Origin of the sequence: Zwartia sp. (genome assembly GCF_049655405.1) — a bacterium.
Classification (GTDB): domain Bacteria; phylum Pseudomonadota; class Gammaproteobacteria; order Burkholderiales; family Burkholderiaceae_B; genus Zwartia.
The window spans coordinates 191,767-217,302 of record NZ_JBASJR010000003.1; the positions used below are offsets into that span (position 1 = coordinate 191,767).

The following is a 25,536-nucleotide window of genomic DNA, read 5'->3' on the forward strand; positions in this document are numbered from 1 at the left end:
TGATGATTCTTCCCTACACCGGATTACGTGTTTTAGACATCAGCCAGGGCATCGCGGGGCCTTATTGCGCACATATCCTGTGGCAACAGGGTGCTGACGTGATCAAGGTCGAACCCCCTGCGGGAGACTGGATTCGCTCCATCGGTGTCAGCAAGGGTGAACATAGCGCTTACGGCATTCAGAATAGTGCAGGCAAAAAAGCGCTTGCGCTTGATGCACGCACAAAGGACGGCAAGAAAATTTTGTATGACATGGCGATGCAAGCGGATGTGATCGTGCAAAACTTTCGTCCTGGTGTCGCGCAGCGACTCGGTGTTGGCTACGAGGAGCTCTCCAAGCTTAAGCCTGAGCTTATCTATGTTTCGATTAGTGGTTACGGTCCGGATGGCCCTTACGCGGATGCCCCTGCGACAGACTCCGTCATGCAGTCCGATAGTGGCTTGATGTTCTCCAATCAGGATGAGCAGGGCACGCCCAGGCGGATGGGGGTGTTGGTGGCCGACATCATGACAGGTTTGTATGCCTCGCAAGGTGCTGCAACGGCTCTATACCAGCGTTTGGCGCGCAAGCAAGGCACGCATGTCGAGGTCAGTCTGTTCGAGGCCTGTGCCTCATTTCAAGGCATGTGTTTTCTTGAGGAAGCAATCGCAGGCAAACGACCTTTCGGTTCTGTCAGTGCACCCAACGGCGTCTTTGACACCTTAGACGGCAAGGTGTCGATCGTGACCGTTCACACGGGACACTTTCACAATATCTGTGATGCGATGGGTCGAGACGAGTGGAAAACCGATCCGCGTTTTATCGATAATCACAATCGTTTTGAAAACAGAGACGCCTTGCGCGAAGAGATGAGCCAACAACTGCGTCATCATTCGACCGAGCACTGGGTTGCTTTGTTTAAAAAGCACGATGTGCTGCATGCCGTGGTACGTGATTACCAAGGTGTGCTCAATCATCCTCAAGCGCTTCACCTCAACTTGGCCCAGCAGCTCGATCAACCAGGCGTTGGAATGTTGCCCTACATCGGAATACCGATTCATCCCCACCGTCGCCCTGTTGAGAGCTCACCGCGGATTGGTGAGCATTCGATTGAGATTCTTGAGCAGTTAGGCCTGTCCCAGGAGACGATCGAGCAACTCATCGCGTCTGGTGTTGTGAAACAGGCTGGTCGCTAAGTCGTGGCCGTCTTTATCACGGGTGCCAGTAGCGGTCTGGGTGCAGCCTTGGCGCGGCACTATGCCGCGCAGGGTCACGTGCTGGGTTTGCTGGCGCGTCGGGGTGAAAGGCTCAGAGAGCTCGTCGCGACCTTGCCCGGATCGCATCACCTCTATGTGGTCGATGTCTGTGAGCGTCAGGCCTTGCACGCGGCGGCCGCAGACTTCATACAAAAAGTCGGGCGGGTCGATATTGTGATCGCATCGGCCGGGATCAGCGCCGGAACCCTGACCGAACAAACAGATGATTTTGACGTGTTCAAAGCGATCTTTGAGACTAACGTTTTGGCGACCGTTTCAACCTTCGAGCCTTTTGTCCCTCACATGAAACAGGTCGGAGCAGGGACCTTGGTTGGGATTGCCTCGGTCGCCGGTGTGCGAGGCCTCCCCGGTGCCGGTGCCTACAGTGCTTCTAAGTCGGCCGTGACCACCTATTGTGAAAGTTTGCGCTTGGAACTCAAACCTTTTGCTGTGGGCGTGGTGACGATTGCCCCGGGCTACATCAAAACAGAGATGACGGCTAAAAATCCTTACAGCATGCCTTTCTTGCTCGATGCGGAGGTCTTTGCCACCCGAGCGGCGCGGGCGGTCGCACGTCAAGATTCTTATGTGGTGATTCCCTGGCAGATGGGAATTGTCGGAAAAATCATGCGCATGCTCCCGAATTGGCTCTACGACAAGATGGCCGTCAATGCGCCTCGAAAACCCCGCATGTCCCGTCAGCCCCGCCAGCCTTAACCGCCATTGCGCGCAGATTGACGGGTACATTGATCGTCAAAACAGGTCAGGGCGTCACATCGCTTTGGGCGGCACCATCCAAATGCGCAACTTCACCCCAGCTTAAGATTTCCCAACGTTCTGGCGAAATGCGCAGACGATTCAGGCTGGCATTGAGAAGTGGCGCATCGCGCGTGGCTTGTAAGCCCACTTGGCTGGCATGCCGCCAAATAATATCCATCGCACCGCCGTGACTGACCACCATCACGCGCTCCCCAGCGTGTTTTTGAGCCAACTGATTCAGTGCGCCCACGACACGTTGGTGAAAGACCCCGAGAGATTCGCCTTTGGGCAGTTCTGCCTCCGGATCGCGGCTCCGCCAGACCTTGGCAGCCTCGGGCTCGTGTTGATCCATCTCATGGAAGATCAAGCCTTGCAAGACTCCAAAATGACGCTCACGCACACCAGGCTCAATCGCGACCGGCAGGCCGACAGCGTCGGCCACGATGCTTGCCGTATGATGCGCGCGCTTGAGGTCACTGCTGTAAATAGCATCCAGACGCGTGCCTGACTCAGTCAGCTGTTTAACGTGACGCGCGAGCGACTGTGCTTGCTCAATGCCCTTGTCATTCAGCCCGATATCTTCCCATCCTTGAACGCGACGCACAACGTTCCAGGGTGTTTCTCCGTGCCGAACTAGCCAGATTTCAGTCATGCTGTGCATCCATACTCAAAATAGAACGTTCAGTGTACTGCCCGACATCATTGCTCGGCGAAAGCACGCTCAATCACAAAGTCACCGGGCCGAGTCGTATTGCCTTCTTTAAAGTTGCGGTCTTCGAGCATCTTTTTAAGGTCACGCAGCATCTCAGGACTGCCACAAATCATGATTCGGTCTTGTTCGCGATCCAAGCTTGGTACACCCAGATCAGTAAAAAGCTTGCTGTTTTCGATCAACGTGGTGATCCGTCCCGTATGGGTAAACGCTTCGCGTGTCACGGTCGGGTAGTAGCGCAACTGTTTGCGGACCATCTCACCCAAAAACTCATGCTCAGGCAATGTTTGGGTCAAATAGTCGTGATAGGCAAGCTCGGCAACTTCGCGTACGCCATGCACCAAGATCACTTCTTCAAACTTTTCATACGTCTCGGGGTCACGAATCACGCTCAAAAAGGGCGCCAAACCCGTGCCAGAAGCAAACATATACAGACGCTTGCCAGGCAACAGATAGTCGATCAGTAAGGTGCCGGTGGGTTTACGCCCCACCACGATCGAATCACCGACCTGAATGTGTTGCAAGCGCGAGGTCAGGGGACCGTCCTCGACTTTGATGCTCAGAAACTCGAGATGCTCTTCGTAGTTAGCGCTTGCGATGCTGTAAGCGCGCAAGAGGGGCTTGTCGTTCACCCGCAAACCGATCATTGTGAAATGACCATTGCTAAATCTTAGTGAAGGGTCTCGCGTGGTCGTAAAGCTAAAGAGACGGTCTGTCCAGTGGTGCACACTCAGGACTTTTTCTTCGTTAAAGGCACTCATGCGGATGTTCTTTATGACTGACAAAAAAAAACTATAACAAATATGATGCAGATCCTTAGTCAAGTTGACCGATATGTCAGGCTAAGTCGCATCCCGAGCTCAATTTGGTTAAAGTTTTTTGCTGAGGCGGCTATAGTGTTCCTTCGCAATAGTCTTTCGCCGCAATGTTGAAATGTTGTCAGAGGAAAAGTCATGAGTGTGCAGAATCCAATGAAGTGGACCCGTTTGCTGTTAAAAGCTTGCGCAATGTTGGCGTTTTCGTCCGCCACGCTTGCACAGAGCACCATCAAAATTGGTGAAATCAATAGCTATAAGGCGCAACCCGCCTTTCTCGAGCCCTATAAAAAAGGCATGGAGCTTGCGGTCGAACAGATCAATGCGGCAGGCGGTCTGAACGGAAAAAAAGTGCAGCTCATTACCCGTGACGACAATGCAAATCCGGGTGATGCGGTGCGTGTGGCTGAAGAGCTGATTTCTCGCGACAAAGTCGATGTGTTGACGGGCTCGTTTCTGTCACACATCGGGTTAGCCTTGACTGACTTTGCCAAACAGAAAAAGGTATTTTTTCTGGCGAGTGAGCCGTTGACGGACAAAATCGTCTGGCAAAACGGTAATCGCTACACTTTCCGCTTGCGGACCTCTACCTACATGCAGGTCGCGATGTTAGTGCCCGAAGCGGCCGCGACGAAAAAGAAACGCTGGGCGATCGTTTATCCCAATTACGAGTACGGCCAGTCCGCCGCTGCCACGTTTAAAACGCTCATGAAGGCGGCGCAGCCTGATGTCGAGTTCGTCGCAGAGCAGGCTTCCCCTTTGGGTAAGCTTGATGCAGGGAGTGTCGTACAGGCTCTCGCCGACGCCAAGCCTGATGCCATTTTCAATGTGCTGTTCGGCGCGGATCTTGCAAAATTTGTTCGTGAAGGCAACACGCGTGGCTTGTTCAAAGGCCGTGAAGTCGTGAGTTTGTTGACCGGAGAACCTGAGTACCTCGATCCTTTGAAAGACGAGACCCCTGAGGGCTGGTTAGTGACGGGCTACCCGTGGTATGGCATCAAGACTCCAGAGCACGAGGCCTTTCTCAAGGCGTACCAGGCACGTTTTAAAGACTATCCGCGCCTGGGTTCTGTGATCGGTTACAGCACCATCATGTCGCTCGCAGAGGGCATCAAAAAGGCCAAAGGTACTGATACTGAAGCCTTGATCACTGCCTTTAGCGGTTTGCAACTGATGACGCCTTTCGGACCGATCACCTACCGCCCTGAGGATCACCAGTCCACCATGGGCAGCTATGTTGGCCGTACGAAAAATGACGGCGGCAAAGGGGTGATGGTAGATTTTCGTTACATGGACGGCACAGGATTTTTGCCAACCGCCGCCGAGGTTAAAAAGCTTCGACCGGCTGACTAAACACGCTCACCACATCGTATGGATTTTGCTAGTTTCATTGTTCAACTCTTAAACGGTCTGGCCGGCGCTTCCTCATTGTTTTTGGTGGCGGCCGGGCTATCGTTGATCTTTGGCGTGACTCGCATTGTCAACTTTGCCCACGGTTCTTTTTTCATGGTGGGCATTTATGTCGCATACAGTTTTGTTGCTAAATTTTCTGCCACGATCGGGTTTTGGCCCGCACTTCTCGCAGCACCGCTTGTTGTAGGCGTGCTTGGCGCCTTGGTTGAAATGACCCTCATGCGTCGCATTTATCGAGCACCAGAGTTGTTTCAGTTGCTGGCCACCTTTGCGCTCGTGCTTGTCATCAAAGATGCCGTCTTGTGGATATGGGGACCAGAAGAGCTGCTCGGTCCGCGTGCGCCAGGCTTTAAATCCGCGGTGCAAATTTTAGGGCGTAGTTTTCCCTCTTACGATTTGCTACTGATTGTGTTGGGGCCTGTCCTCCTTGGCTTGTTGTGGCTGTTGCTGACCCGAACGCGTTGGGGCACCTATGTGCGTGCCGCAACCCAGGACAGGGAAATGGTCTCTGCACTTGGCGTCAACCAGGCTTGGTTGTTTACGAGCGTGTTTGCACTCGGTGCCTTACTTGCGGGCTTAGGGGGAGCACTTCAGCTTCCGCGCGAACCCGCTAGCCTGGAGATGGATCTCAATATTATTGGCGCCGCTTTTGTGGTGGTGGTGGTCGGTGGCATGGGCTCCATTCCTGGGGCTTTTGTGGCGGCGTTACTGATTGCAGAAATTAAAGCCATTTGCATATGGTTAGGGATCGTCACCATTTTTGGTGTTGAAATTTCTTTTTCTAAACTGACGCTCGTGGTGGAGTTTTTAGTCATGGCAACGGTGCTCATGCTCAGGCCTTGGGGACTGCTTGGTCGACCCCAGCCACCTGCGCGACAGGTTGCCCAAGCCGAAGCGCCTTTGCGGGCGTCAGGGGTCTGGAGCTTGCGACTGTGGGGAGTAGGAATTGCCTTGCTTGTCGCCTTGCCTTGGCTGACGCAGTCCTCGCCTTATGTGACGATTTTGAGTATTGATTTGCTGGTGGCTGTTCTGTTTGCGACGAGCTTGCATTTCATCATGGGACCCGCTGGCATGCATTCCTTTGGGCATGCCGCCTATTTTGGTTTGGGGGCCTATGGGGCGGCTTTACTTTTAAAGTATGCAGGGGTGCCCATGGAGGGGGCATTGTTGCTCGCACCTGTCGTGGCGGTCCTTGGTGCGGGTTTGTTTGGCTGGTTTAGCGTGCGCCTGTCTGGCGTGTACCTTGCCATGCTGACGCTCGCTTTTGCGCAGATCACCTGGGCCGTGGTGTTTCAATGGGATGGCTTCACGGGCGGCAGCAATGGTCTGACCGGAGTGTGGCCCGCCCAGTGGTTAACGGATAAAAAGCATTACTACTGGTTGACGCTGGCCTTGGTCGTCGCCGCAGTGTGGTGGTTACGCTGCATGCTCCATGCGCCGTTTGGTTATGCGCTGCGTGCGGCGAGAGACTCAGCCTTGCGGGCAGATGCCATCGGTATTCACGTCAAGCGTATGCAATGGTTTGCCTTCATGATTGCGGGTGGGTTTGCGGGCTTGGCGGGCGCGTTATTCGCCTTTTCAAAAGGAAGTATCTCGCCCGAGGTATTACATGTCAGCAAGTCCGTCGATGGCCTGGTGATGGTGTTGCTTGGCGGGATTCAAACCTTATCGGGGCCGATTGTGGGTGCACTATCGTTTACTTGGCTACACGATACGGTTGCGCGCAACACCGAATATTGGCGCGCCATGTTGGGTGCCATTATTTTGTTATTGGTATTGTTATTTCCAGAGGGCATTGCGGGAGCCGCGCGCCGCCTCTTTACTCGACAGGGTGCCCGATGAGCTTGCTGACGGTCAAGGATCTGGGAAAGTCTTTCGGTGGTTTAGCCGCAGTCGATGACGTCAGTTTTTCGATCCGCCCGGGCGAGCTGTTGGCCCTGATCGGTCCCAATGGCGCAGGCAAGACGACGACATTCAATATGATCAACGGACAATTGCGGGCCGACCGAGGCTCAGTACGTTTATCTGAGCATGAGTTGCTTGGCCTAGCGCCGCGCGACATTTGGCGAATGGGTGTTGGTCGGACCTTTCAGATTGCAGAGACTTTTTCCTCACTGACTGCGTTGGAAAATGTGCAAATGGCGCTACTGTCGCATCAGCGACGTTTGTTTTCGTTTCTCAAACCTGCACGCGCGCTGTATCTAGACCGAGCCCGAGAACTCCTCCACCAGGTCGGCATGGCAGAGCAAGCGGAGCGCGCCTGTAGTGCGTTAGCGTATGGTGATGTCAAACGTGTCGAGCTCGCCATGGCGCTGGCCAATGAGCCAACATTACTACTGATGGATGAGCCTACCGCTGGCATGGCTCCCCAAGAGCGCCACGCCTTAATGGCACTCACTAAACGTTTAGTGCTTGAGCAAAATATTGCCGTGCTCTTTACCGAGCACAGCATGGACGTGGTGTTCGCCTTTGCAGATCGGGTGATTGTGTTGGCGCGGGGACGCTTGATTGCGCAAGGCACGCCCGCCGAAGTTCGTCGCGACCCGCTGGTTCAAGACGTCTACTTTGGAACAGGGGCGACCTTTACCACGCATGAAGACAAGAGGGGCGCGCATGCTTGAGCCAGACCGCAATCAACCTGCGTTATTAACAGCTGAAAATTTGTGCGCCTGGTATGGTGCCGCGCAAATCCTGTTTGACATCAATCTTGAGGTCAGGCGCGGCGAAGTTGTGGCCTTGATGGGGCGCAACGGGGCCGGCAAGTCGACCACGCTCAAGACGCTCATGGGCTTGCTGGAGCGTCGCGCGGGATCTGTCACATGGATGGGGCGTGACATTTCTAAGCAACCCTCTTATCGCATTGCTTCGTCTGGTCTAGGCTTTGTGCCTGAGGATCGACGGATCTTTACCGATTTGACCGTGCTTGAAAATCTAGCCGTTGGACGACAGCCGCCACGTCGCTGGCCGGAGGGTGATGCAGCGCCCGCGTGGACAGTCGAACGTGTGTTTGGTCTGTTTCCTAATCTGGCTGCCATGCCGGAGAGACTGGGTGGACAAATGAGTGGTGGTGAGCAGCAAATGCTGACCGTGGCCCGCACCCTGATGGGCAATCCTTTTTTGGTGTTGCTCGATGAGCCCTCCGAGGGTGTCGCTCCCATTGTGGTGGAGCAGATGGTGCACATGATCCTTGCGCTCAAGCGCCAAGGTGTCAGTATTTTGCTGTCTGAGCAGAATCTCCACTTTGCACGCTTGGTGTGCGATCGCGTGTATCTGCTTGAAAAAGGCCACATTCGTTTCGCCGGTACGCTGGCAGAGCTTGACCAGCTTGAACAGGTCAAACAGGATTATTTGACGATGTAAAAAGCAGGCAGGCCAAGGCACTGCAGCCTTGTTTGATTTGGCCGCTTGCTTTTGCTGCCAACTTTGCTCACAATAGAGTCTTGATCACCACCCCGGCTTCGCATCGATCCGGGGTTTTGTTTTTTGGGAAAAATACCATGGCCACTATTCCTCTTACCGTGCGCGGGGCCGAGCGCTTGCAAGCCGAATTGCATCGCCTCAAACACGTCGAACGTCCTGCTGTGATCAACGCGATCGCAGAGGCGCGCGCTCAGGGCGACTTGTCTGAAAACGCCGAGTACGACGCCGCACGCGAACGTCAGGGTTTTATCGAAGGCCGCATCAGCGAGCTCGATGGCACCTTGTCCAACGCTCAGCTCATTGATCCCACAGCAATTGATGCTGATGGTCGCGCCGTGTTTGGCTCAACCGTTGAGATCGAGGATCTCGAGTCGGGCGAAAAGGTCACCTACCAGATCGTGGGCGACGTTGAGGCCGATATTCGCGCCAACCTCATTTCTGTTTCGAGCCCGGTCGCCCGCGCGTTGATCGGCAAATACGAGGGTGATGTCGTACAGGTGCAGGCACCCTCTGGCATTCGTGAGTTTGAGATCGTCAGCATCAAATATCTCTGATCTTTTGACAGAAATACTTGTTATGCAAAAAAAACGCCCCGATGCTTGGTGCATCGAGGCGTTTTAAATTTAAAGGTTTATTTTTTACAGTGTGTTTTGCGGTCGGCGTGACAGCAAGCGCAACGTCCGTTAACGCTTAGGTGCCGGGCGTTTGCGAGACGTCAATCCCGCTGCGCCACGACGTGCTCCCGCACGTAACGACAGTGCGCTACGACGTGGGATGCCATGTGCGGTATCCTTAGCACCTGTTGCACGCGTGCTTGGGCGTGCAGGACGGTCGCCAGAAAATACGCGAGGGCGATCCAGATCCTCTTCGCCATCCCGCTCGGCGCGTGTGCGGCGAGAAGGTTTTTCAAGCTTTTTGCCTTCGGCAGCGAGCTTTTTAGGTGTGTGAGGTTCGGAGGGTTTGCGTTTAGCAGGCGAAGTCGGTGCAGGTGTAGTCTTGAGGTAGGTGCCTTTTGCGCCATAACGGTACAAAATCAGCATCTTGCCCAGATGATGTACGGCGGCACAAGACAGTGCCTCGCAGATTGCACTGAGCATTTCCTCGCGCGCCTCTCGATCTGCTGTGCCAGCACGGACTTTGATGAGCTCGTGGGCCGACAGGTTTAGATCGATTTCTTTTAGTACTGCCTCAGTCAGGCCGTTGTCTCCAATCAGGACGACAGGGCGCAGTGGGTGGGCAGCAGCACGAAGGGCGCTGCGTTCGCGTGGGGTAAGTTCCATAATAGTCATAAGGTAGATTGTACGGGAATGGCCAAGAACAAATTTTCAAAAGAGTGGGTGATGCAACACATCAACGACCCATTCGTCAAATTAGCCACGCAAAAAGGGTATCGTGCCCGTGCGGCCTTCAAGTTAACCGAAATTCTTGACGCCGAAAAGCTCATGCGGCGGGGCGATGTGATTGTTGACCTGGGTTCAGCCCCTGGAAGCTGGTCTCAAGTCGCGCGTGAAAGGCTGGTGGGCAAGGCGGGTGTGATCGATGGGCGGATCTTGGCCATGGACATCTTGCCCATGGAACCCATTGCGGGCGTAGAGTTTCTTCAGGGAGACTTTAGCGAAGAAGAGGTGCTGAACACTCTTAACGCGATGCTCGGCGACACTAAGGTAGATTTGGTGATGTCGGATATGGCACCCAATTTATCTGGTGTGGGCATGGCCGATGCGGCCCGGATTCAAATTGTGATCGAATTAGCCCTTGAATTTGCGCTGATGCACCTCAAACCTGAGGGAGCACTCATCGTCAAAGCGTTTCACGGAAGTGGTTTTTCCCAAGTGGTAGAGAGCTTCAAGCGCCATTTCAAGCGCGTAGTCGAACGAAAACCCAAAGCATCACGTGATCGTTCTTCTGAAACTTTTCTGATCGCCAAGGGTCTTAAGAAATAGGCACGTCAGCTCGGTGGTGTGCTGATCGCGTCACGGCGTCCAATTTGTTTGTGTAGCTTTTGATTTTGCTTAACTTTTGATCCCTCAGGTGCGTAGGGAATGAACTGAGGGCAGGCTCAGAACGGAGTAGAATTACAAATAGCTGAATCGCGAAATTCCCTCACAAAGGGTTAACGCTTGTAGGAATGACAAGCAGGAGATCTTCCTTGAATAATTCGTTTTCTAAAGTTGCAGTCTGGATGGTGATCGCGCTGGTTCTGTTTACGGTGTTTAAACAGTTCGACAGCCGTGCGCCCGCCCAAGACTCGGTCAGTTACACCCAGTTCATGGATGACGCCAAGGCTGGCAAAATCCGCAAGGTGGATGTGCAGAGCGATGTGCTCCACGTCACGCCTGATTCTGGTCGCCCCTACACCTTGACTTCGCCCGGCGATATCTGGATGGTGTCGGATCTGATGAAAGCTGGCGTTCAGGTCTCTGGCAAAGCTCGCGAAGAACCCTCATTCCTGATGAGTATCTTTGTTTCGTGGTTCCCAATGTTGCTGCTGATCGGCGTATGGGTATTTTTCATGCGTCAGATGCAGGGCGGCGGCAAGGGTGGTGCCTTCAGTTTCGGTAAATCCCGTGCCCGACTGCTGGACGAGTCCACGAACGTGGTGACCTTCGCAGACGTTGCAGGATGCGATGAGGCCAAAGAAGACGTTCAGGAACTGGTCGATTTCTTGCGCGACCCCACCAAGTTTCAAAAACTAGGCGGTCATATTCCGCGTGGCGTGCTGATGGTGGGTTCGCCCGGTACAGGTAAAACGCTGTTGGCCAAGGCCATTGCCGGCGAGGCCAAGGTACCTTTCTTTAGTATTTCAGGCTCAGACTTCGTTGAGATGTTTGTCGGTGTCGGCGCCTCACGTGTGCGCGACATGTTCGAAAATGCCAAAAAGCATTCTCCTTGCATTATCTTTATTGACGAAATCGACGCCGTCGGCCGCCAGCGTGGCGCGGGCCTCGGTGGTGGTAATGATGAGCGCGAACAGACCCTCAACCAGCTTTTGGTCGAGATGGACGGTTTTGAGACGGGTGTCGGTGTCATTGTGATTGCAGCGACCAACCGTCCAGACGTCTTGGATGCAGCTTTGCTTCGCCCAGGTCGCTTTGATCGTCAAGTGGTCGTGCCTTTACCTGATATCCGCGGTCGCGAGCAGATCTTGCACGTGCACATGCGCAAAGTGCCTTTGGCACAAAACGTCAATGCCCACGTCTTGGCCCGCGGTTGCCCTGGTTTTTCCGGTGCTGACTTGGCGAACTTGGTCAACGAAGCCGCATTGTTTGCCGCACGCCGCAACGGCCGCACCGTTGACATGTCTGATTTTGAAAAAGCAAAAGACAAAATCATGATGGGTGCCGAGCGTCGTTCACTCGTGATGCCCGAAGAAGAGCGTCGCAACACGGCCTATCATGAGTCAGGTCATGCGATTGTGGCGCGTATGTTGCCCAAGACAGATCCTGTGCACAAAATCACGATCATTCCTCGCGGTCGTGCGCTGGGTGTGACGATGCAATTGCCTGAGGGTGATCGTTACAGCATGGACAAAGAGCGTCTGCTTTGCACGATTGCTGTGCTGTTTGGTGGTCGTATTGCCGAAGAGTTGTTCATGAATCAAATGACGACGGGCGCCTCCAATGACTTTGAGCGTGCAACTGCGATTGCCCGTGACATGGTGACGCGTTATGGCATGACGACTGAGTTGGGCCCTATGGTCTATGCCGACAACGAAGGCGAGGTGTTTCTGGGTCGTAGTGTGACCAAGACCACCAATATGTCCGAAGACACCATGCAAAAAGTGGATAACCAGATCCGCAAAATCATTGATGAGCAGTACAAAGTGGCGCGTGCGATTCTTGAAAACAACCGCGATAAAGTCGAAGTGATGACCAAAGCCTTGCTCGAATGGGAAACGATCGACTCGGATCAAATCAACGACATCATCGAAGGTCGTCCACCACGTCCACCCAAAGTGCCTGAGGCACCGCTGGATTCGACTGGAGCACCTCCAACTAGCGGAACCACGCCGGGTACGACCACTGATCCGGCTGCTGTTGTCTAAAGCGTAAGTGCTGAGCACAATGTCAGAACGCTGGGTATGCGGGCGCTTCGAGTTTCAACTCAAGCGCCCGATTCTTATGGGTATCGTCAATGTCACCCCGGATTCTTTTTCGGACGGTGGTCTGCACGCTCGCACAGAGTCGGCGATTCGTCATGCCCATACACTGATTCAAGAGGGTGCGGACATCCTGGATATTGGAGGCGAGTCCACGCGCCCAGGTGCTTTAGCAGTTTCCGTGCAAGATGAGCTTGGGCGAGTGTTGCCTGTGATCAAAGCACTCATGCACAGCGGTGTGGCGATTTCAGTGGACACCTGCAAGCCAGAGGTGATGCAAGCGGCCTTGGATATGGGGGCGGACATCATCAATGACGTCACCGGTATGCGCGACCCATCAGCTCAACGTATCGTGGCTCGTCACGGTCAGTGTGGCGTCTGTTTGATGCATATGCAGGGCGAGCCTCGCACCATGCAAGACAAGCCGCACTACAACGATGTCGTGCAAGACATTAAATCTGAATTGATCCAACAAGCCCAACTGCTCGAGACAATGGGTGTTCAAGCCTCACGGATCAGCCTGGATCCCGGTTTTGGTTTTGGTAAAACCGTTGAGCAAAACTATCAGCTACTTGCCAATTTGAACTCAATCGTCGATGCGGGTTATCCTGTCGTCTTAGGTGTGTCACGTAAATCCATGATCGGTGCAGTCACAGAGCAGCCGGTTGATCAAAGATTGTCTGGCAGTATCGCTGCGGCCCTTGCGGGAGCGCTTCGTGGGGCCCGAGTGTTGCGGGTGCACGATGTGAGAGAGACGCGGGATGCCTTGGCGGTTTGGCACGCTGTAGAAAATGCGGAAAAATAAAATGTCTAAAAGAAAATATTTCGGAACCGATGGTGTGCGCGGTCTCGCAGGTGGCCCTGTCATTAATGCGGAGTTTGCTTTACGTCTGGGCTATGCAGCCGGCAAGGTGTTGTCTCAAGGCCATGACAGTGCGAACGGACGTGGTGGTCGACCGACTGTTTTGATTGGTAAAGACACCCGCATCAGTGGCTATATGCTTGAGTCTGCGCTTGAGGCGGGCTTTGCGTCCGCCGGTGTGGAGGTTTTGCTGGCAGGTCCTTTACCCACCCCCGCGGTGGCCTATCTGACCCGTACGTGGCGCTTGGTCGCAGGCATCGTGATTAGTGCTTCCCACAATCCTTACCATGACAACGGCATCAAATTTTTCTCCTCCAAAGGGATGAAACTTCCTGATGAAACCGAGGCCGCGATTGAGGCGGCGATTGATCAGCCCATGGTTTGCGTGCCCTCTGAAAAACTAGGTCGAGCACGCCGGATTGACGATGCGCCTGGCCGCTACATCGAGTTTTGTAAAAGTACCTTTCCCTCCGACTTGGATTTGAAAGGTCTCAAGCTTGTGATTGATGCCGCCAATGGTGCGGCGTATCACATTGCACCACACGTGTTTCGTGAGTTGGGTGCCGAGGTCCATGCCATCGGTGTATCGCCAGATGGCTTCAACATCAATAAAAACGTAGGCGCATTGCATCCCGAAGGACTCGCTGCTGAAGTCCAGGCGCGCGGCGCCGATCTCGGTATCGCCCTGGATGGCGATGCAGATCGCTTACAAATGGTGGATGCAACGGGTCGAGTGTTTAACGGTGACGAGTTGCTGTTTGCGGTGGTCCGTGAGCGTTTGGCGCGCGGCCCTGTCGCAGGTGTTGTCGGCACCTTGATGACTAACTTTGGACTGGAGAAACAGTTCAAAACACTGGGTATCCCTTTTGAACGTGCTCAAGTCGGCGATCGCTACGTGCTCGAACAATTGCGCAATCGTGGCTGGCTGTATGGTGGTGAAAGTTCTGGACACCTGTTGTGTCTGGATTCGCATACGACCGGCGATGGCATCGTGGCGGCACTGCAAGTACTCGCCGCGCTCCAGCGCAGTGGTGAGTCTTTGTCTCAGTGGTTGCAAGCGCTCAAAATGTATCCCCAGACGATGGTCAACGTTCCTTGGGTCCCCGGCAAAAGTTGGGCTGAGCATGCCGGTTTAGTCGCGGCAAAAGCTCAGGTCGAACATATGCTCGGAGAGCGCGGCCGCGTGTTGATTCGTGCGTCGGGTACAGAGCCTAAATTACGGTTGATGGTCGAAGCAGAGGATGACAGTCTGGTGGAGCAGGGCATTGCCATGCTCACAGCCGTCAACCTCAGCTAAACCTGTCTCAAACCAGAATCAATTCAAAGTCAAAGCCGACCTTACCCCACTCAGACTCTTCGCCGTGCAGCGAAAAGTCGGTGAGTGGGTGTGTGGCGAGCCATTTTTTGTCGACCTTGCACACGATAGAGTTGCCGTGCACGCTGACAGTGAGCGGTAAACGCGTGACATCTTCGCGACGGCGGCAGAGCAGCACAGCCAGTCGCAAACACAAAATAGTGAGCCACTGGTCGCGATTTTTTACCAGAGGCTGGGATTTGGCGAGCTTGCCAGTGTGAACAAGCGCCAACAGGCCGAGTTGCAACTGATCAATCCGAGAAAACCCCGGCATGTCCGCATTGTTCAAAATGTAAGCGCTATGCTTGTGATAGCCGGCTTGAGCAATCGATAGGCCGACTTCGTGCAGATCGGCAGCCCAGCTCAATGTGTGTCTCAACTCATCTTGTTCGCCGCGGTCTGGAAACAAGCTTTCAAAGAGACTGAGTGCTGTGCGTTTGACTCGGGCAGCCTGGCGGGGATCCACGTGATAGCGTTTCATAAAGGCGGTGACAGATTCGTCACGGCGATCATGCGCCTCTTCGCGGCCGGCCAAGTCGACCAGCACGCCTAAACGCAGCGCGCCATCGCCCGTTGTCATGGTGTCGACGCGCATTTCATCAAAAAATGCACTCATGATCGCCAAGCCGCCAGTCAGCACGTCCGTGCGATCCACCTTGATGCCAGGTAAATCGCTTGTGACGACCCGACCTGCGCGAATCAGTTTGGCCTTGAGTCGATCCAGCCCGTCTCGGGTGATGCCACCCGTGGTGAGCTTTCCGTCGGTCAAAATGGCAAGTAGAGCTTTGGCGGTACCAGAGGAGCCATACGCCATGTCCCAGCCCATCTTTCTGTAGGGCTTGGTGATGACCTCGATTTCGCGTCGTGCTGCGAGCTCCGCTTGTTTCATGCTCTGCGCATCAATGCGTCCGCCAGGGAAGAATTTTTGGCTAAAACTCACGCAACCCATATAGAGCGAGGAGGTGAGGATGGGTTCATCCCCCTTGCCGATAATCACTTCGGTGGAGCCGCCTCCGATATCGATCACCAGCCTTTTTTCAGCTGAAATGGGAAGGGTATGACTCACACCGGTATAGATCAGTCGTGCTTCTTCGCGCCCGGCAATGACCTCAATTGGAAAGCCTAGCGCAGCCTCTGCCAGTGGTAGAAAATCGGCCACGTTACGGGCCACGCGAAAAGTGTTGGTGGCCACTGCACGCACACGATCGGGGTGAAAACTCCGTAACCGCTCGCCAAATCGCTGCAGCACCTCGACCGCGCGGTCGATGGCTTCTTGGTTGAGGTTTTTGGAGGCATCCAAACCGGCAGCTAGGCGCACGGTTTCTTTTAGACGGTCGATCTGATAGATGTGTTTGGCGCCATTTTGTTCGGCTACCCGCCCAATCGACAGCCTAAAGCTGTTGGATCCAAGATCGACTGCAGCCAACAGGTGTTTCATAAAGTTAAACCAAATTGCGATTCCACCATTATAAAAGGGTATCTTGTAAAAAGTTTGTCATATGCGTGAGATACGCTTTACCCACGAAAATGCCGCTATCATGTCTTGAACAGCCCCTGAATAGCCCCTGAACAGCGTCGCTCCTCACTTATCCACAGGTTTCACCCCCATGCCCGCCAGAAAAAAAGCTGAGCCCCTTTACTTCAATCGTGAATTATCACTATTGCAATTCAACGAGCGCGTCTTGGCGATGGCGGAGCGTCCTGATACCCCGGCGCTTGAGCGTTTGCGCTATGTCTGTATCGTGGGCTCCAATCTGGATGAGTTTTTTGAAATCAGGGTGTCGAGCCTGAAAGCGCAAATTGCTCAACATCCTCATTTAATGGGCCCGGATGGCCTGACAACCGAAGAAGCGTTCGAGCGTGTTCAGCAAGCCGTTCACGTGTTGGTCGACAGGCAATACGCCTTGCTTAATGAGCAAGTGTTGCCTGCACTCAAGGCTGAAGGCGTGGTGCTGCATCAGGCCGCCGAGTGGAACGCTGCGCAGAAAAAGTGGGCACGCGAGGTTTTTCATCGCGACGTGATGCCTTTGTTGACGCCGATCGGTTTGGATCCTGCCCATCCGTTTCCAAGGGTCTACAACAAGAGTCTGAACTTCATTGTGCCTTTGTCTGGTGCAGATGCCTTTGGTCGAAAGGCCACCATTGCGATTGTGCAGGCTCCCAGAGCGTTACCGCGCTTGATCAAAGTGCCGCCCGCAGTCTCTGGTCATCCGCATGGTTTCATTTTGCTGACTGGATTTTTGCGCGCCTTTGTTGGGGACTTATTTCCTGGCATGCATATGGAAGGGTGTTACCAATGGCGCGTGACGCGCAATAGCGATTTGTTTGTCGACGAAGAAGAAGTGACCAACCTGCGCCAAGCCCTGCAAGGTGAGCTTTCGCAGCGCAACTTTGGCTCCGCTGTGCGCCTAGAGATTGATCACAATACACCTCCGCATATCGAGGCTTTTTTACAAAAAGAATTCTCGCTGACAGCGGAGGATACCTATCGCGTCAATGGTCCCGCCAACGTCGCGCGTTTGATGCAAATCTGTAATATTGTTAAAGCGCCCGAGTTGTTGTTTTCCGAGTTTCAGGGAAAGATTCCTAAGCCATTTAATAATTTGCCGAATCGTTCTTCAGCAATTTTTGAGGCGATTGCAAAGCAAGATCATTTGCTGCACCACCCGTATCAGTCCTTTACGCCCGTTCTGGATTTTTTGACTGCAGCCTCAATCGACCCTGATGTGGTGGCGATCAAACAAACGATCTATCGCACGGGTGAGGATTCGGAGCTCATGCATTTGCTGCTGTCGGCAGCCAAGGCAGGTAAAGAAGTGACCGTTGTCGTAGAGTTGATGGCGCGCTTTGATGAGCAAACCAACATCAATTGGGCGGCTCGCCTCGAAGAGGTCGGCGCGCACGTCGTCTACGGTGTGGTGGGACACAAAACGCACGCCAAGATGGCCTTAGTGCTGCGGCGTGAAAAGGGACGTATTCGTCGTTATGGACACATGGGAACCGGCAACTATCATTTGCGTACCGCCAGTCTTTATACAGACTTTGGTCTGTTGACGGCCGATCCCAAGCTCTGCGACGACATGGATCAGGTATTTTCTCAGCTGACCGGGCTGGGGGAGCGACGAAAATTAAAAATGTTGCTGCAGTCGCCTTTCACCATGCACAGCACGGTCATCAGCATGATTCGCGCTGAAACACGGGCTGCACGTGCGGGTAAAAAGTCACGGATCATGGCAAAAATGAATTCATTGCTTGAGCCTGTGGTGATCCAAGAGCTCTACAAAGCCAGCCAGGCCGGCGTCAAGATCGATCTGATCGTGCGCGGCGTCTGTGCACTGCGTTCCGGCGTGGCGGGCTTATCCGAAAATATAACCGTGCGGTCGATTGTGGGACGTTTTTTAGAGCATTCTCGCGTTTTTTATTTTTATGCTCAAGGCGCTGAGTCCGTCTATCTTTCCTCTGCAGACTGGATGGATCGCAATTTCTTCAGGCGTGTCGAGATTGCCTTTCCCGTGAATGATCCTTTGCTCAAAAAGCGTGTCATTGATGAGGCGTTTACGGAAGCTCTGCGTGATAATCAGCGGGCTTGGCTACAGCTACCAGATGGTACATATGAGTTGATTCGCAATCGCCGGGCACCATTTTCATTACATCAACATTTAATGGAAAAGTTGGGCTGAGACCTCAAAAGGTCTGATTTGTCACAAATCCGTCATCTTGGCTCTTTAAGATGACTTCTGTAGCAAATGAAGACCTACTTTTTTATAGCTTTGTTGAGGATTAAAAATGATCAAACGCGTACTGACTTCCGTGACAGCAGGTATCGCCATGAGCGTTGCCGCCCTGTCTGTGCAAGCTGCCGACATTACTGGTGCTGGCGCTACATTCCCTTATCCAATCTTCGCCAAATGGGCTGAAGTCTACAAAAAAATCGAAAACGTTGGTTTGAACTATCAGTCGATTGGTTCATCAGGTGGTTTGCGTCAGATTCGCGCCAAGACCGTGACTTTCGGTGCTTCGGATGCCCCAGTCAAGGGTGAGCAGCTCGACAAAGACGGTATGGTTCAGTTCCCGGTCATTCTTGGTGGCGTAGTGCCTGTGGTCAACCTCGAAGGTTTCAAGCCCGGTGAGCTGAAGATTTCTGGTGAAGTGCTGGCTGACGTCTACATGGGCACTATTTCAAAATGGAATGACCCCAAAATCGCGGCGCTCAATCCAGGCAAAACTCTGCCTAATCAGTCGATCACTGTTGTTCACCGCGCCGATGGCTCCGGTACAACCTTCATTTTCACTGACTACTTGAACGAAGTCAGCAAAGCGTGGGCCGATAAAGTTGGTAAGGGCGCTGCAGTCAAATGGCCCGCTGGCAGTTCAGTCGGTGGTAAAGGTAACGAAGGCGTCGCTGCTAACGTGACACGCGTGAAAGGTTCGATTGGCTACGTAGAATTCGCTTACGCCAAGAAAAACAACATCACACACCTTCAGTTGTTGAACAAGAACGGCAAATACGTCAATCCAAGCGAGTCAACCTTTGCTGCAGCTGCAGCCGGTGCAGATTGGTTCAGCGTGCCAGGTATGGGTATTTCCTTGGTTGAGCAAAAGGGCGATGCTGCTTGGCCAATCACGGGTGCTTCGTTTGTCTTGATGTACAAAGAGCCTACAGACAAGGCTCTCTCCAAGGACGCCATCAAGTTCTTTACCTGGGCCTTCAAAGACGGCAAGCAGCTGGCTCTGGATTTGGACTACGTGCCGCTGCCAGACGTCTTGACACAGCAAATCGCAGCTAAAGTCTGGTCACAGATCAAGAACTAAGCTTCAGTTTCGATAGTAAGCTTCTATACAAGCTGAGATGAAGGTTTAAGTCTCAAATCAGACTGTCCAGGCCCGGTGGGTCTGGACATTCGGTTCTAAGGAGTAGTGGATGGGTACGCCCCCAACGACGAGCGGCATGTTGGACCCCCGCATGATGGCGGTGGTCAAAAAGCAGCGTATTCAGGACTTTCTGTTTCATAAAGTCACGATGTTGTTTGCAGTGTTGGTGTTGGTCGCCTTAGCAGCCATTTTGGTGTCGCTGATGATCAGCGCCTGGCCAGCTTTTCAAAAGTTCGGTATCAGTTTTATCTGGACGGAAGAGTGGGACATTATTAACGAAGATTTTGGAGCCGCGATCGCCATTTATGGCACGCTGGTGAGCTCTGTCATTGCACTTGTGATTGCCGTGCCTCTGGCCTTTGGCATCGCCCTGTTTTTAACCGAGATGTGCCCGACCTGGTTGCGCCGCCCACTCGGTACCGCCATTGAATTGTTGGCCGCGGTGCCTTCGATTATTTACGGCATGTTCGGATTGTTTATTTTTGCGCCACTCTTTGCCGAGTACGGTCAGCCCGCCTTACAGTCCACGCTCGGACAGATGCCTTTGATCGGGCCTTTGTTTGGTGGTGCGATGAATGGTATTGGCCTGTTGGCTGCCGGCATTATCTTGGCCTTTATGGTCTTGCCTTTTATCGCTGCGGTGATGCGCGATGTGTTTGCGATTGTCCCGCCGATTTTGCGCGAGTCCGCTTATGGTCTGGGCTGCACAACGTGGGAGGTGGTTCGTTACATCGTATTGCCCTATACCCAAAAAGGCGTCATCGGCGGCATTATGCTTGGCCTGGGACGCGCATTGGGTGAAACGATGGCGGTGACTTTTGTGATCGGAAACTCACAACGTATTAGCGAGTCATTATTTGCGCCGGGTACCTCGATTGCATCGACCTTGGCCAATGAGTTTGGTGAGGCCGATGATTTCCACTTGGCCACGTTGTTTGCGCTTGGCTTTCTCTTGTTCGTCATCACCTTCGTCGTGCTTGGCATCGCCAAGGTCATGATCATGCGTACTGAGCGCGCTCAAGGGGCAAAGACATAATGAATCACAACATGAATACCAGTCTCTATCGCCGCCGCAAGTTCGTCAATACGCTTGGCCTGTCGCTTTCCCTGTTTGCGATGTGTCTGGGCTTGTTCGTCTTGCTCTGGATTTTATTTATCTTATTTAAAAATGGCTTTGCCGGTTTGAGCCTGGCCATTTTCACCGAGTCCACCCCTGCACCGGGTACACCAGGGGGCGGCTTGGCTAACGCGATCGTCGGCAGTCTCATGATGATTGGCGTGACAGCCCTGATCGCGACGCCCATCGGTATTTTTGCCGGGGTATATCTGGCAGAGTTCGGTGATGACAACAAATTAGCCTCTGTCACGCGTTTTGTGACGGACATCATGTTGTCCGCGCCTTCGATTGTGCTGGGCTTGTTTGTCTATGCCGTCCTCGTGGCGCAAGTCAAACACTTCTCTGGTTGGGCGGGTTCTTTGGCACTCGCGTTGATCGCCATTCCGGTGGTGTTGCGTACGACTGAAAACATGCTGCGCTTGGTGCCAGGCAGTTTGCGTGAAGCCGCTTTTGCCTTGGGTGCGCCTCACTGGAAAGTGACTAACTACGTGACCTTGCGTGCAGCCCGTGCCGGAGTGATGACGGGTCTGTTGCTCGCCTTGGCGCGTATCAGTGGCGAGACCGCACCTTTGCTGTTTACCGCGCTGAACAATCAGTTTTTCTCCACCAATATGAACGCGCCGCTGGCGAACTTGCCCGTGGTGATTTTCCAGTTCGCGATGAGTCCGTATGACAACTGGGTCAGTCTGGCTTGGGCCGGTGCGTTGCTGATTACGCTCACTGTGCTGGTGCTCAATATTATTGCGCGCGTGGCTTTCCGCGAAAAATCTTCTGGTTAACCTTCTGGAACCCCTAAATGAATAATCAAGCTACTGCAGCGCCCCTGAAAAATGCCCTCGAGGTGCGCGGTCTGAACTTTTTTTACGGCAAATTCCAAGGTCTGAAAAATATTGATCTGGATATCGCTGAGCACCATGTCACGGCCTTTATTGGTCCTTCCGGCTGTGGCAAGTCTACGCTGTTGCGTGCGCTGAATCGTATGTACAGTTTGTACCCAGGCCAGCGCGCTGAAGGGGAGGTCAATTTTTACGGTGAAAACATCCTCAACCCCAAGCAAGATCTCAATATGCTGCGCGCACGGATCGGTATGGTGTTTCAAAAGCCTACACCGTTCCCAATGTCGATTTATGACAACGTTGCGTTTGGTGTGCGTCTCTATGAAAACCTGAACAAGGCTGATATGGACGCCCGTGTCGAATGGGCACTGACCAAGGCTGCGTTGTGGGGCGAGGTCAAAGACAAGCTCAACCAAAGCGGCCTCTCACTCTCTGGCGGTCAGCAGCAGCGTCTCTGTATCGCCCGTTCGGTGGCGGTCAAGCCTTCGGTCATCCTGTTTGACGAGCCTACCTCGGCGCTGGATCCGATCTCGACCGGCAAAGTCGAAGAGTTGTTGCACGAGCTGAAGTCCGAATACACCGTTGCAATCGTGACGCACAATATGCAGCAGGCGGCCCGCGTGTCGGACTTTACGGCTTTTATGTACCTCGGCGAGTTGGTGGAGTTTGGTCAAACAGACAAAATCTTCGTCAAGCCCAAACGCAAGGAAACCGAAGACTACATCACAGGCCGTTTTGGCTGATTTTCAATTTTCTGGTATATTGTCGGTCTTCGGGGCGTAGCGCAGCCTGGTAGCGCATCTGCTTTGGGAGCAGAGGGTCGTGAGTTCGAATCCCACCGCCCCGACCAGTCATACCAACGAGTTACAGATCAAAAGTCTGTAACTCGTTTTTTTTTCAAACCCTCACAGTCAACCTTTTGTGTAAGTGCTAATAGAGGTTTTTCAAAGTATCGATTAAAATACGTACGTTATTACGCACGTAATTGCATGTTGACATATCGTGCAAATACATATCGAGCAAAAGGGTTTTTAAGATGACTACATTAACTGCGAGCGAAGCGAGAGCCAGTCTTTATCGCTTGATTGACCAAACGGCAGAGTCGCATCAGCCAGTATTAATCTCGGGAAAACGCGCCAATGCCGTTTTAGTCTCTGAGGAAGATTGGAGCGCCATTCAAGAAACGCTTTACCTTTTGGCGGTTCCTGGCATGCGAGAGTCCATCAAAGACGCAATGTCTGAACCGCTTGCCAAAAGTACAAGGACGCTAAAGTGGTAACTTGGAATTTGGTTTATTCCAAGTACGCATTAAAGGATGCAAAAAAGCTCTCGGCTGCTGGTTTAAAGGAAAAAGCGAAAGTACTGCTCGACATCCTGGAAAAAGATCCATTGCAGAATCCACCTCCCTACGAAAAGCTCGTCGGTGATTTAAAAGGGGCGTATTCGCGCAGAATTAATATTCAGCACCGTCTGGTGTATGAGATTTTTCGTAAAGAAAAAACGGTCCGTATCTTAAGAATGTGGACACATTACGAATAGCGAAGTTCTTTTCAGGTTTGCATCACCCATGAATTCAATCCGACTCGATTGGTTTTCCAATATCCGTCATGATCTGCTCGCAGGTCTGGTCGTCGCACTGGCCCTAATCCCCGAGGCCATTGCCTTTTCGATCATTGCGGGTGTGGATCCCAAGGTTGGCCTTTACGCATCATTCTCGATGGCGGTGGTCATCGCTTTCGCAGGTGGACGCCCGGGCATGATTTCGGCAGCGACGGGTGCGATGGCCTTACTGATGGTGACGCTCGTCAAGGAACACGGGTTGCAGTACTTGCTCGCAGCAACCGTTTTGACTGGTGTCCTGCAAATTATTGCTGGCTACATCAAGCTAGGTGTGTTGATGCGTTTTGTGTCGCGCTCGGTGGTGACGGGTTTTGTCAATGCACTCGCGATTTTAATTTTCGCGGCTCAGTTGCCTGAGCTGACCGGTGTGACATGGCATGTATATGCGATGACCGCCGCGGGTCTCGCCATCATCTATGGCTTTCCCTACATCACCAAAGCGATCCCTTCACCGCTAGTGACCATCTTGGTGTTGACGGCTGTTTCGCTTCTCTTGGATTTGGATATCCGAACGGTGGGTGACATGGGCGCGTTGCCTGATAGCCTCCCGATTTTTTTGATCCCAGACATTCCCTTCAGTTTTCAAACGCTTGCCATCATCTTTCCCTATTCGCTCACGATGATGGTGGTCGGACTGCTTGAGTCGCTCATGACGGCGACGATTGTGGATGAGATGACCGATACCAAAAGCGACAAAAATCGTGAGTGCGTAGGCCAAGGCGTGGCCAATATCGCAACGGGTTTCATCGGTGGTATGGCTGGTTGCGCCATGATCGGCCAGTCTGTTATCAATATCAGATCCGGGGGCCGTGGCAGACTCTCAACTTTTGTGGCGGGTGTTTTTTTATTGTTGATGGTGGTGTTTTTGTCTGACTGGGTGAGCCGTATTCCGATGGCGGCACTCGTCGCGGTCATGATCATGGTATCGATCGGGACCTTCAAATGGAGCTCGATTACCAATCTTCGTCAAAATCCAAAGAGCTCAAGCATCGTGATGATCGCAACAGTCATCATGACCGTTGCTACGCATGACTTGGCTAAAGGCGTACTGACGGGCGTACTGTTGTCTGGTTTCTTTTTTGCTCACAAGGTCGAACGGATCATGAGAGTTGCCTCCCAACTGAGCGAAGATGGTCGGGTGCGAACCTATCAGGTGTTCGGTCAGGTATTTTTTGCTAGCGCGGATCGTTTCTCAAATGCCTTTGATTACAAAGAAGTGATTGCTAAAGTCCGTATTGATTTGAATCAGGCACATTTTTGGGATATCACCGCTGTCAGTGCGCTAGACAAGGTGGTCTTGAAGTTCCGCCGTGTGGGAATTGAGGTCGAGGTGCTTGGGCTGAATGAGGCGAGTGCCACGATGGTCGATAAATTTGGCGTCCATGACAAAAATGCTGCGGATACCACCTTGTAAATCCAGAGTTCAACTCTGAATTTACAATGTTTGTCATTTTTCGCTGTTTTCACGCCAAAATAAGGCGCGTAGTTAGGCAAACTGTGCCAATATTCTCCCCATATCCTAGTCCCTTGCCATTTGGATCAGCATTGAGCCTAAATTGTCCGTCTCCCTGTGTTCAGATGCAAACCCACCTCGTGCAAAGCAAGGCGGCAACAATTGAAATATTTACGGTGGGAGAGGGGCCTTGGCTGGTGATGCTGCCCTCGCTCGGGCGAGGCGTTGAGGACATGGCAGATCTGGCGCATCGAGTTGCCGAGCAAGGCTTTTCCGTATGCCTCCCCAATCCGAGAGGGATTGGGCAAAGTTTAGGATCGATGTGTAATCTTTCCCTTGATGACTTGGCTGATGATGTGATACAGGTGATTCGTAGCCTAACAGAGCAACCTGTCGTCATTGCAGGGCATGCGTTTGGCAATTGGGTTGCACGTAACCTTGCGACACGTTACCCAAGCCATATCCGTGGCGTCGTACTGCTGGCCGCCGCGCACAATACGATTCGTCCTGAACTCGCCCAACACATTAATACCTGCATGGATATGGCTTTGAGCGATGAGGTGCGTTTGGCATCTTTGCAGTTTGCATTTTTTGCGCCGGGACACGATGCGCGTGCCTGGTTGTCAGGGTGGCACCCAGAAGTTGCGCGGATGCAGAGAGAGGCCAGTCAGGCCTGTCCACGTGACCGGTGGTGGCATGCAGGGTCGGCGCCCATCCTGGATCTACAGGCAGAGCAGGACCCCTTTGCCCCCTTAGCGACTGCACAAGACTTAGCCAAAGAACTTGGGGCCGACCGCGTCAAGGTATTGCGTATTCAGGATGCTAGTCATGCACTGATTCCTGAGCAGCCAGAGGCCGTGAGTCATGCCATTATTGCGTTTATGCAGTCCATGTTTGAATCTGCACCAGACAAAAAATAGTTTTATAAAAAGGTACATTTAAAACGTACTTAAAAAAATACTTCAGGAG

General features: G+C 53.0%; 24 protein-coding genes and 1 tRNA gene. 21 read left to right on the plus strand and 4 right to left on the minus strand.

What is annotated here, in order from left to right; genetic code table 11:
• Window positions 1–2: 2 nt before the first annotated feature.
• A complete protein-coding gene (locus tag WBJ47_RS02195; RefSeq protein WP_422245045.1) occupies window positions 3–1,175 on the plus strand; it encodes a CaiB/BaiF CoA transferase family protein in 1,173 nt (390 codons plus the stop codon).
• A 3-nt stretch (window positions 1,176–1,178) separates the two neighbouring features.
• Window positions 1,179–1,952 carry an SDR family oxidoreductase gene (locus WBJ47_RS02200; protein WP_422245044.1) on the plus strand — a complete coding sequence of 258 codons (774 nt, stop codon included), beginning with the start codon at window positions 1,179–1,181 and terminating at the stop codon, window positions 1,950–1,952.
• Window positions 1,953–1,998: 46 nt separating this feature from the next.
• Here WBJ47_RS02200 and WBJ47_RS02205 read toward each other — a convergent pair whose 3' ends face one another.
• Window positions 1,999–2,646, minus strand: coding sequence for a histidine phosphatase family protein (locus tag WBJ47_RS02205; RefSeq protein WP_422245043.1), 648 nt, complete (start codon window positions 2,644–2,646; stop codon window positions 1,999–2,001).
• A gap of 47 nt (window positions 2,647–2,693) precedes the next feature.
• Window positions 2,694–3,467, minus strand: coding sequence for a ferredoxin--NADP reductase (locus tag WBJ47_RS02210; protein WP_422245041.1), 774 nt, complete (start codon window positions 3,465–3,467; stop codon window positions 2,694–2,696).
• A gap of 246 nt (window positions 3,468–3,713) precedes the next feature.
• Between WBJ47_RS02210 and WBJ47_RS02215 the strand changes: the two genes are divergently transcribed.
• The 5 genes from WBJ47_RS02215 (at window position 3,714) to greA (ending at window position 8,908) form a co-directional block, all read left to right on the plus strand.
• Complete coding sequence (locus WBJ47_RS02215) at window positions 3,714–4,874, plus strand: ABC transporter substrate-binding protein (RefSeq protein WP_422245169.1); 1,161 nt, start codon at window positions 3,714–3,716, stop codon at window positions 4,872–4,874.
• 18 nt (window positions 4,875–4,892) lie between these two features.
• Window positions 4,893–6,776, plus strand: coding sequence for an ABC transporter permease (locus WBJ47_RS02220; RefSeq protein ID WP_422245039.1), 1,884 nt, complete (start codon window positions 4,893–4,895; stop codon window positions 6,774–6,776).
• Window positions 6,773–7,555, plus strand: a complete 783-nt coding sequence (locus tag WBJ47_RS02225; protein ID WP_422245038.1) for an ABC transporter ATP-binding protein — start codon at window positions 6,773–6,775, stop codon at window positions 7,553–7,555. Before WBJ47_RS02220 ends, WBJ47_RS02225 begins: the two co-directional genes overlap by 4 nt.
• Window positions 7,548–8,294 (plus strand): ABC transporter ATP-binding protein, encoded by a 747-nt coding sequence (locus WBJ47_RS02230; protein WP_422245037.1) that lies wholly within the window; start codon window positions 7,548–7,550, stop codon window positions 8,292–8,294. Before WBJ47_RS02225 ends, WBJ47_RS02230 begins: the two co-directional genes overlap by 8 nt.
• Before the next feature lie 137 nt (window positions 8,295–8,431).
• On the plus strand, window positions 8,432–8,908 hold the full coding sequence (gene greA / locus WBJ47_RS02235) for a transcription elongation factor GreA (RefSeq protein ID WP_422245036.1): 477 nt from the start codon (window positions 8,432–8,434) through the stop codon (window positions 8,906–8,908).
• 129 nt (window positions 8,909–9,037) lie between these two features.
• On the opposite strand, the gene WBJ47_RS02240 is transcribed toward greA, so the two are convergent.
• Window positions 9,038–9,643: a YhbY family RNA-binding protein gene (locus WBJ47_RS02240; RefSeq protein ID WP_422245035.1), complete on the minus strand. Its 606-nt coding sequence runs from the start codon at window positions 9,641–9,643 to the stop codon at window positions 9,038–9,040.
• 18 nt (window positions 9,644–9,661) lie between these two features.
• On the opposite strand from WBJ47_RS02240, the gene WBJ47_RS02245 reads away from it, so the two are divergent.
• The 4 genes from WBJ47_RS02245 to glmM all read left to right on the plus strand — a co-directional run bounded on the left by WBJ47_RS02245 (window position 9,662) and on the right by glmM (window position 14,612).
• Window positions 9,662–10,297 (plus strand): RlmE family RNA methyltransferase, encoded by a 636-nt coding sequence (locus WBJ47_RS02245; protein ID WP_422245034.1) that lies wholly within the window; start codon window positions 9,662–9,664, stop codon window positions 10,295–10,297.
• 206 nt (window positions 10,298–10,503) lie between these two features.
• Window positions 10,504–12,399, plus strand: coding sequence for an ATP-dependent zinc metalloprotease FtsH (gene ftsH, locus WBJ47_RS02250; protein ID WP_422245032.1), 1,896 nt, complete (start codon window positions 10,504–10,506; stop codon window positions 12,397–12,399).
• Window positions 12,400–12,418: 19 nt separating this feature from the next.
• Window positions 12,419–13,258, plus strand: a complete 840-nt coding sequence (gene folP, locus WBJ47_RS02255) for a dihydropteroate synthase (RefSeq protein WP_422245031.1) — start codon at window positions 12,419–12,421, stop codon at window positions 13,256–13,258.
• Window position 13,259: 1 nt separating this feature from the next.
• Window positions 13,260–14,612: a phosphoglucosamine mutase gene (gene glmM / locus WBJ47_RS02260; protein WP_422245029.1), complete on the plus strand. Its 1,353-nt coding sequence runs from the start codon at window positions 13,260–13,262 to the stop codon at window positions 14,610–14,612.
• A 7-nt stretch (window positions 14,613–14,619) separates the two neighbouring features.
• Here the strand turns inward: glmM and ppx are convergent, their stop codons facing one another.
• On the minus strand, window positions 14,620–16,107 hold the full coding sequence (gene ppx, locus WBJ47_RS02265; protein ID WP_422245027.1) for an exopolyphosphatase: 1,488 nt from the start codon (window positions 16,105–16,107) through the stop codon (window positions 14,620–14,622).
• 169 nt (window positions 16,108–16,276) lie between these two features.
• Here ppx and ppk1 point away from each other — a divergent pair, with 169 nt between their 5' ends.
• The 10 genes from ppk1 (at window position 16,277) to WBJ47_RS02315 (ending at window position 25,487) form a co-directional block, all read left to right on the plus strand.
• Window positions 16,277–18,349 carry a polyphosphate kinase 1 gene (gene ppk1, locus WBJ47_RS02270; protein WP_422245026.1) on the plus strand — a complete coding sequence of 691 codons (2,073 nt, stop codon included), beginning with the start codon at window positions 16,277–16,279 and terminating at the stop codon, window positions 18,347–18,349.
• Window positions 18,350–18,455: 106 nt separating this feature from the next.
• Window positions 18,456–19,481 carry a phosphate ABC transporter substrate-binding protein PstS gene (pstS, locus tag WBJ47_RS02275; protein ID WP_422245024.1) on the plus strand — a complete coding sequence of 342 codons (1,026 nt, stop codon included), beginning with the start codon at window positions 18,456–18,458 and terminating at the stop codon, window positions 19,479–19,481.
• A 109-nt stretch (window positions 19,482–19,590) separates the two neighbouring features.
• Entirely contained in the window at window positions 19,591–20,577 is a 987-nt protein-coding gene (gene pstC, locus WBJ47_RS02280; RefSeq protein ID WP_422245022.1) for a phosphate ABC transporter permease subunit PstC, read from the plus strand.
• Window positions 20,578–20,588: 11 nt separating this feature from the next.
• The gene (gene pstA / locus WBJ47_RS02285; protein ID WP_424585298.1) at window positions 20,589–21,437 is read left to right on the plus strand and encodes a phosphate ABC transporter permease PstA; all 849 of its coding nucleotides are present in this window, start codon (window positions 20,589–20,591) and stop codon (window positions 21,435–21,437) included.
• 17 nt (window positions 21,438–21,454) lie between these two features.
• A complete protein-coding gene (gene pstB, locus WBJ47_RS02290; RefSeq protein WP_422244738.1) occupies window positions 21,455–22,237 on the plus strand; it encodes a phosphate ABC transporter ATP-binding protein PstB in 783 nt (260 codons plus the stop codon).
• Between the two features lie 30 nt (window positions 22,238–22,267).
• A tRNA-Pro gene (locus WBJ47_RS02295) sits at window positions 22,268–22,344 on the plus strand.
• 186 nt (window positions 22,345–22,530) lie between these two features.
• On the plus strand, window positions 22,531–22,773 hold the full coding sequence (locus WBJ47_RS02300) for a type II toxin-antitoxin system Phd/YefM family antitoxin (RefSeq protein ID WP_422244740.1): 243 nt from the start codon (window positions 22,531–22,533) through the stop codon (window positions 22,771–22,773).
• The gene (locus WBJ47_RS02305; RefSeq protein ID WP_422244742.1) at window positions 22,767–23,033 is read left to right on the plus strand and encodes a Txe/YoeB family addiction module toxin; all 267 of its coding nucleotides are present in this window, start codon (window positions 22,767–22,769) and stop codon (window positions 23,031–23,033) included. Before WBJ47_RS02300 ends, WBJ47_RS02305 begins: the two co-directional genes overlap by 7 nt.
• A gap of 28 nt (window positions 23,034–23,061) precedes the next feature.
• On the plus strand, window positions 23,062–24,528 hold the full coding sequence (locus WBJ47_RS02310) for a SulP family inorganic anion transporter (RefSeq protein WP_422244743.1): 1,467 nt from the start codon (window positions 23,062–23,064) through the stop codon (window positions 24,526–24,528).
• Between the two features lie 164 nt (window positions 24,529–24,692).
• Window positions 24,693–25,487, plus strand: coding sequence for an alpha/beta fold hydrolase (locus WBJ47_RS02315; RefSeq protein WP_422244745.1), 795 nt, complete (start codon window positions 24,693–24,695; stop codon window positions 25,485–25,487).
• Window positions 25,488–25,536: the final 49 nt, after the last annotated feature.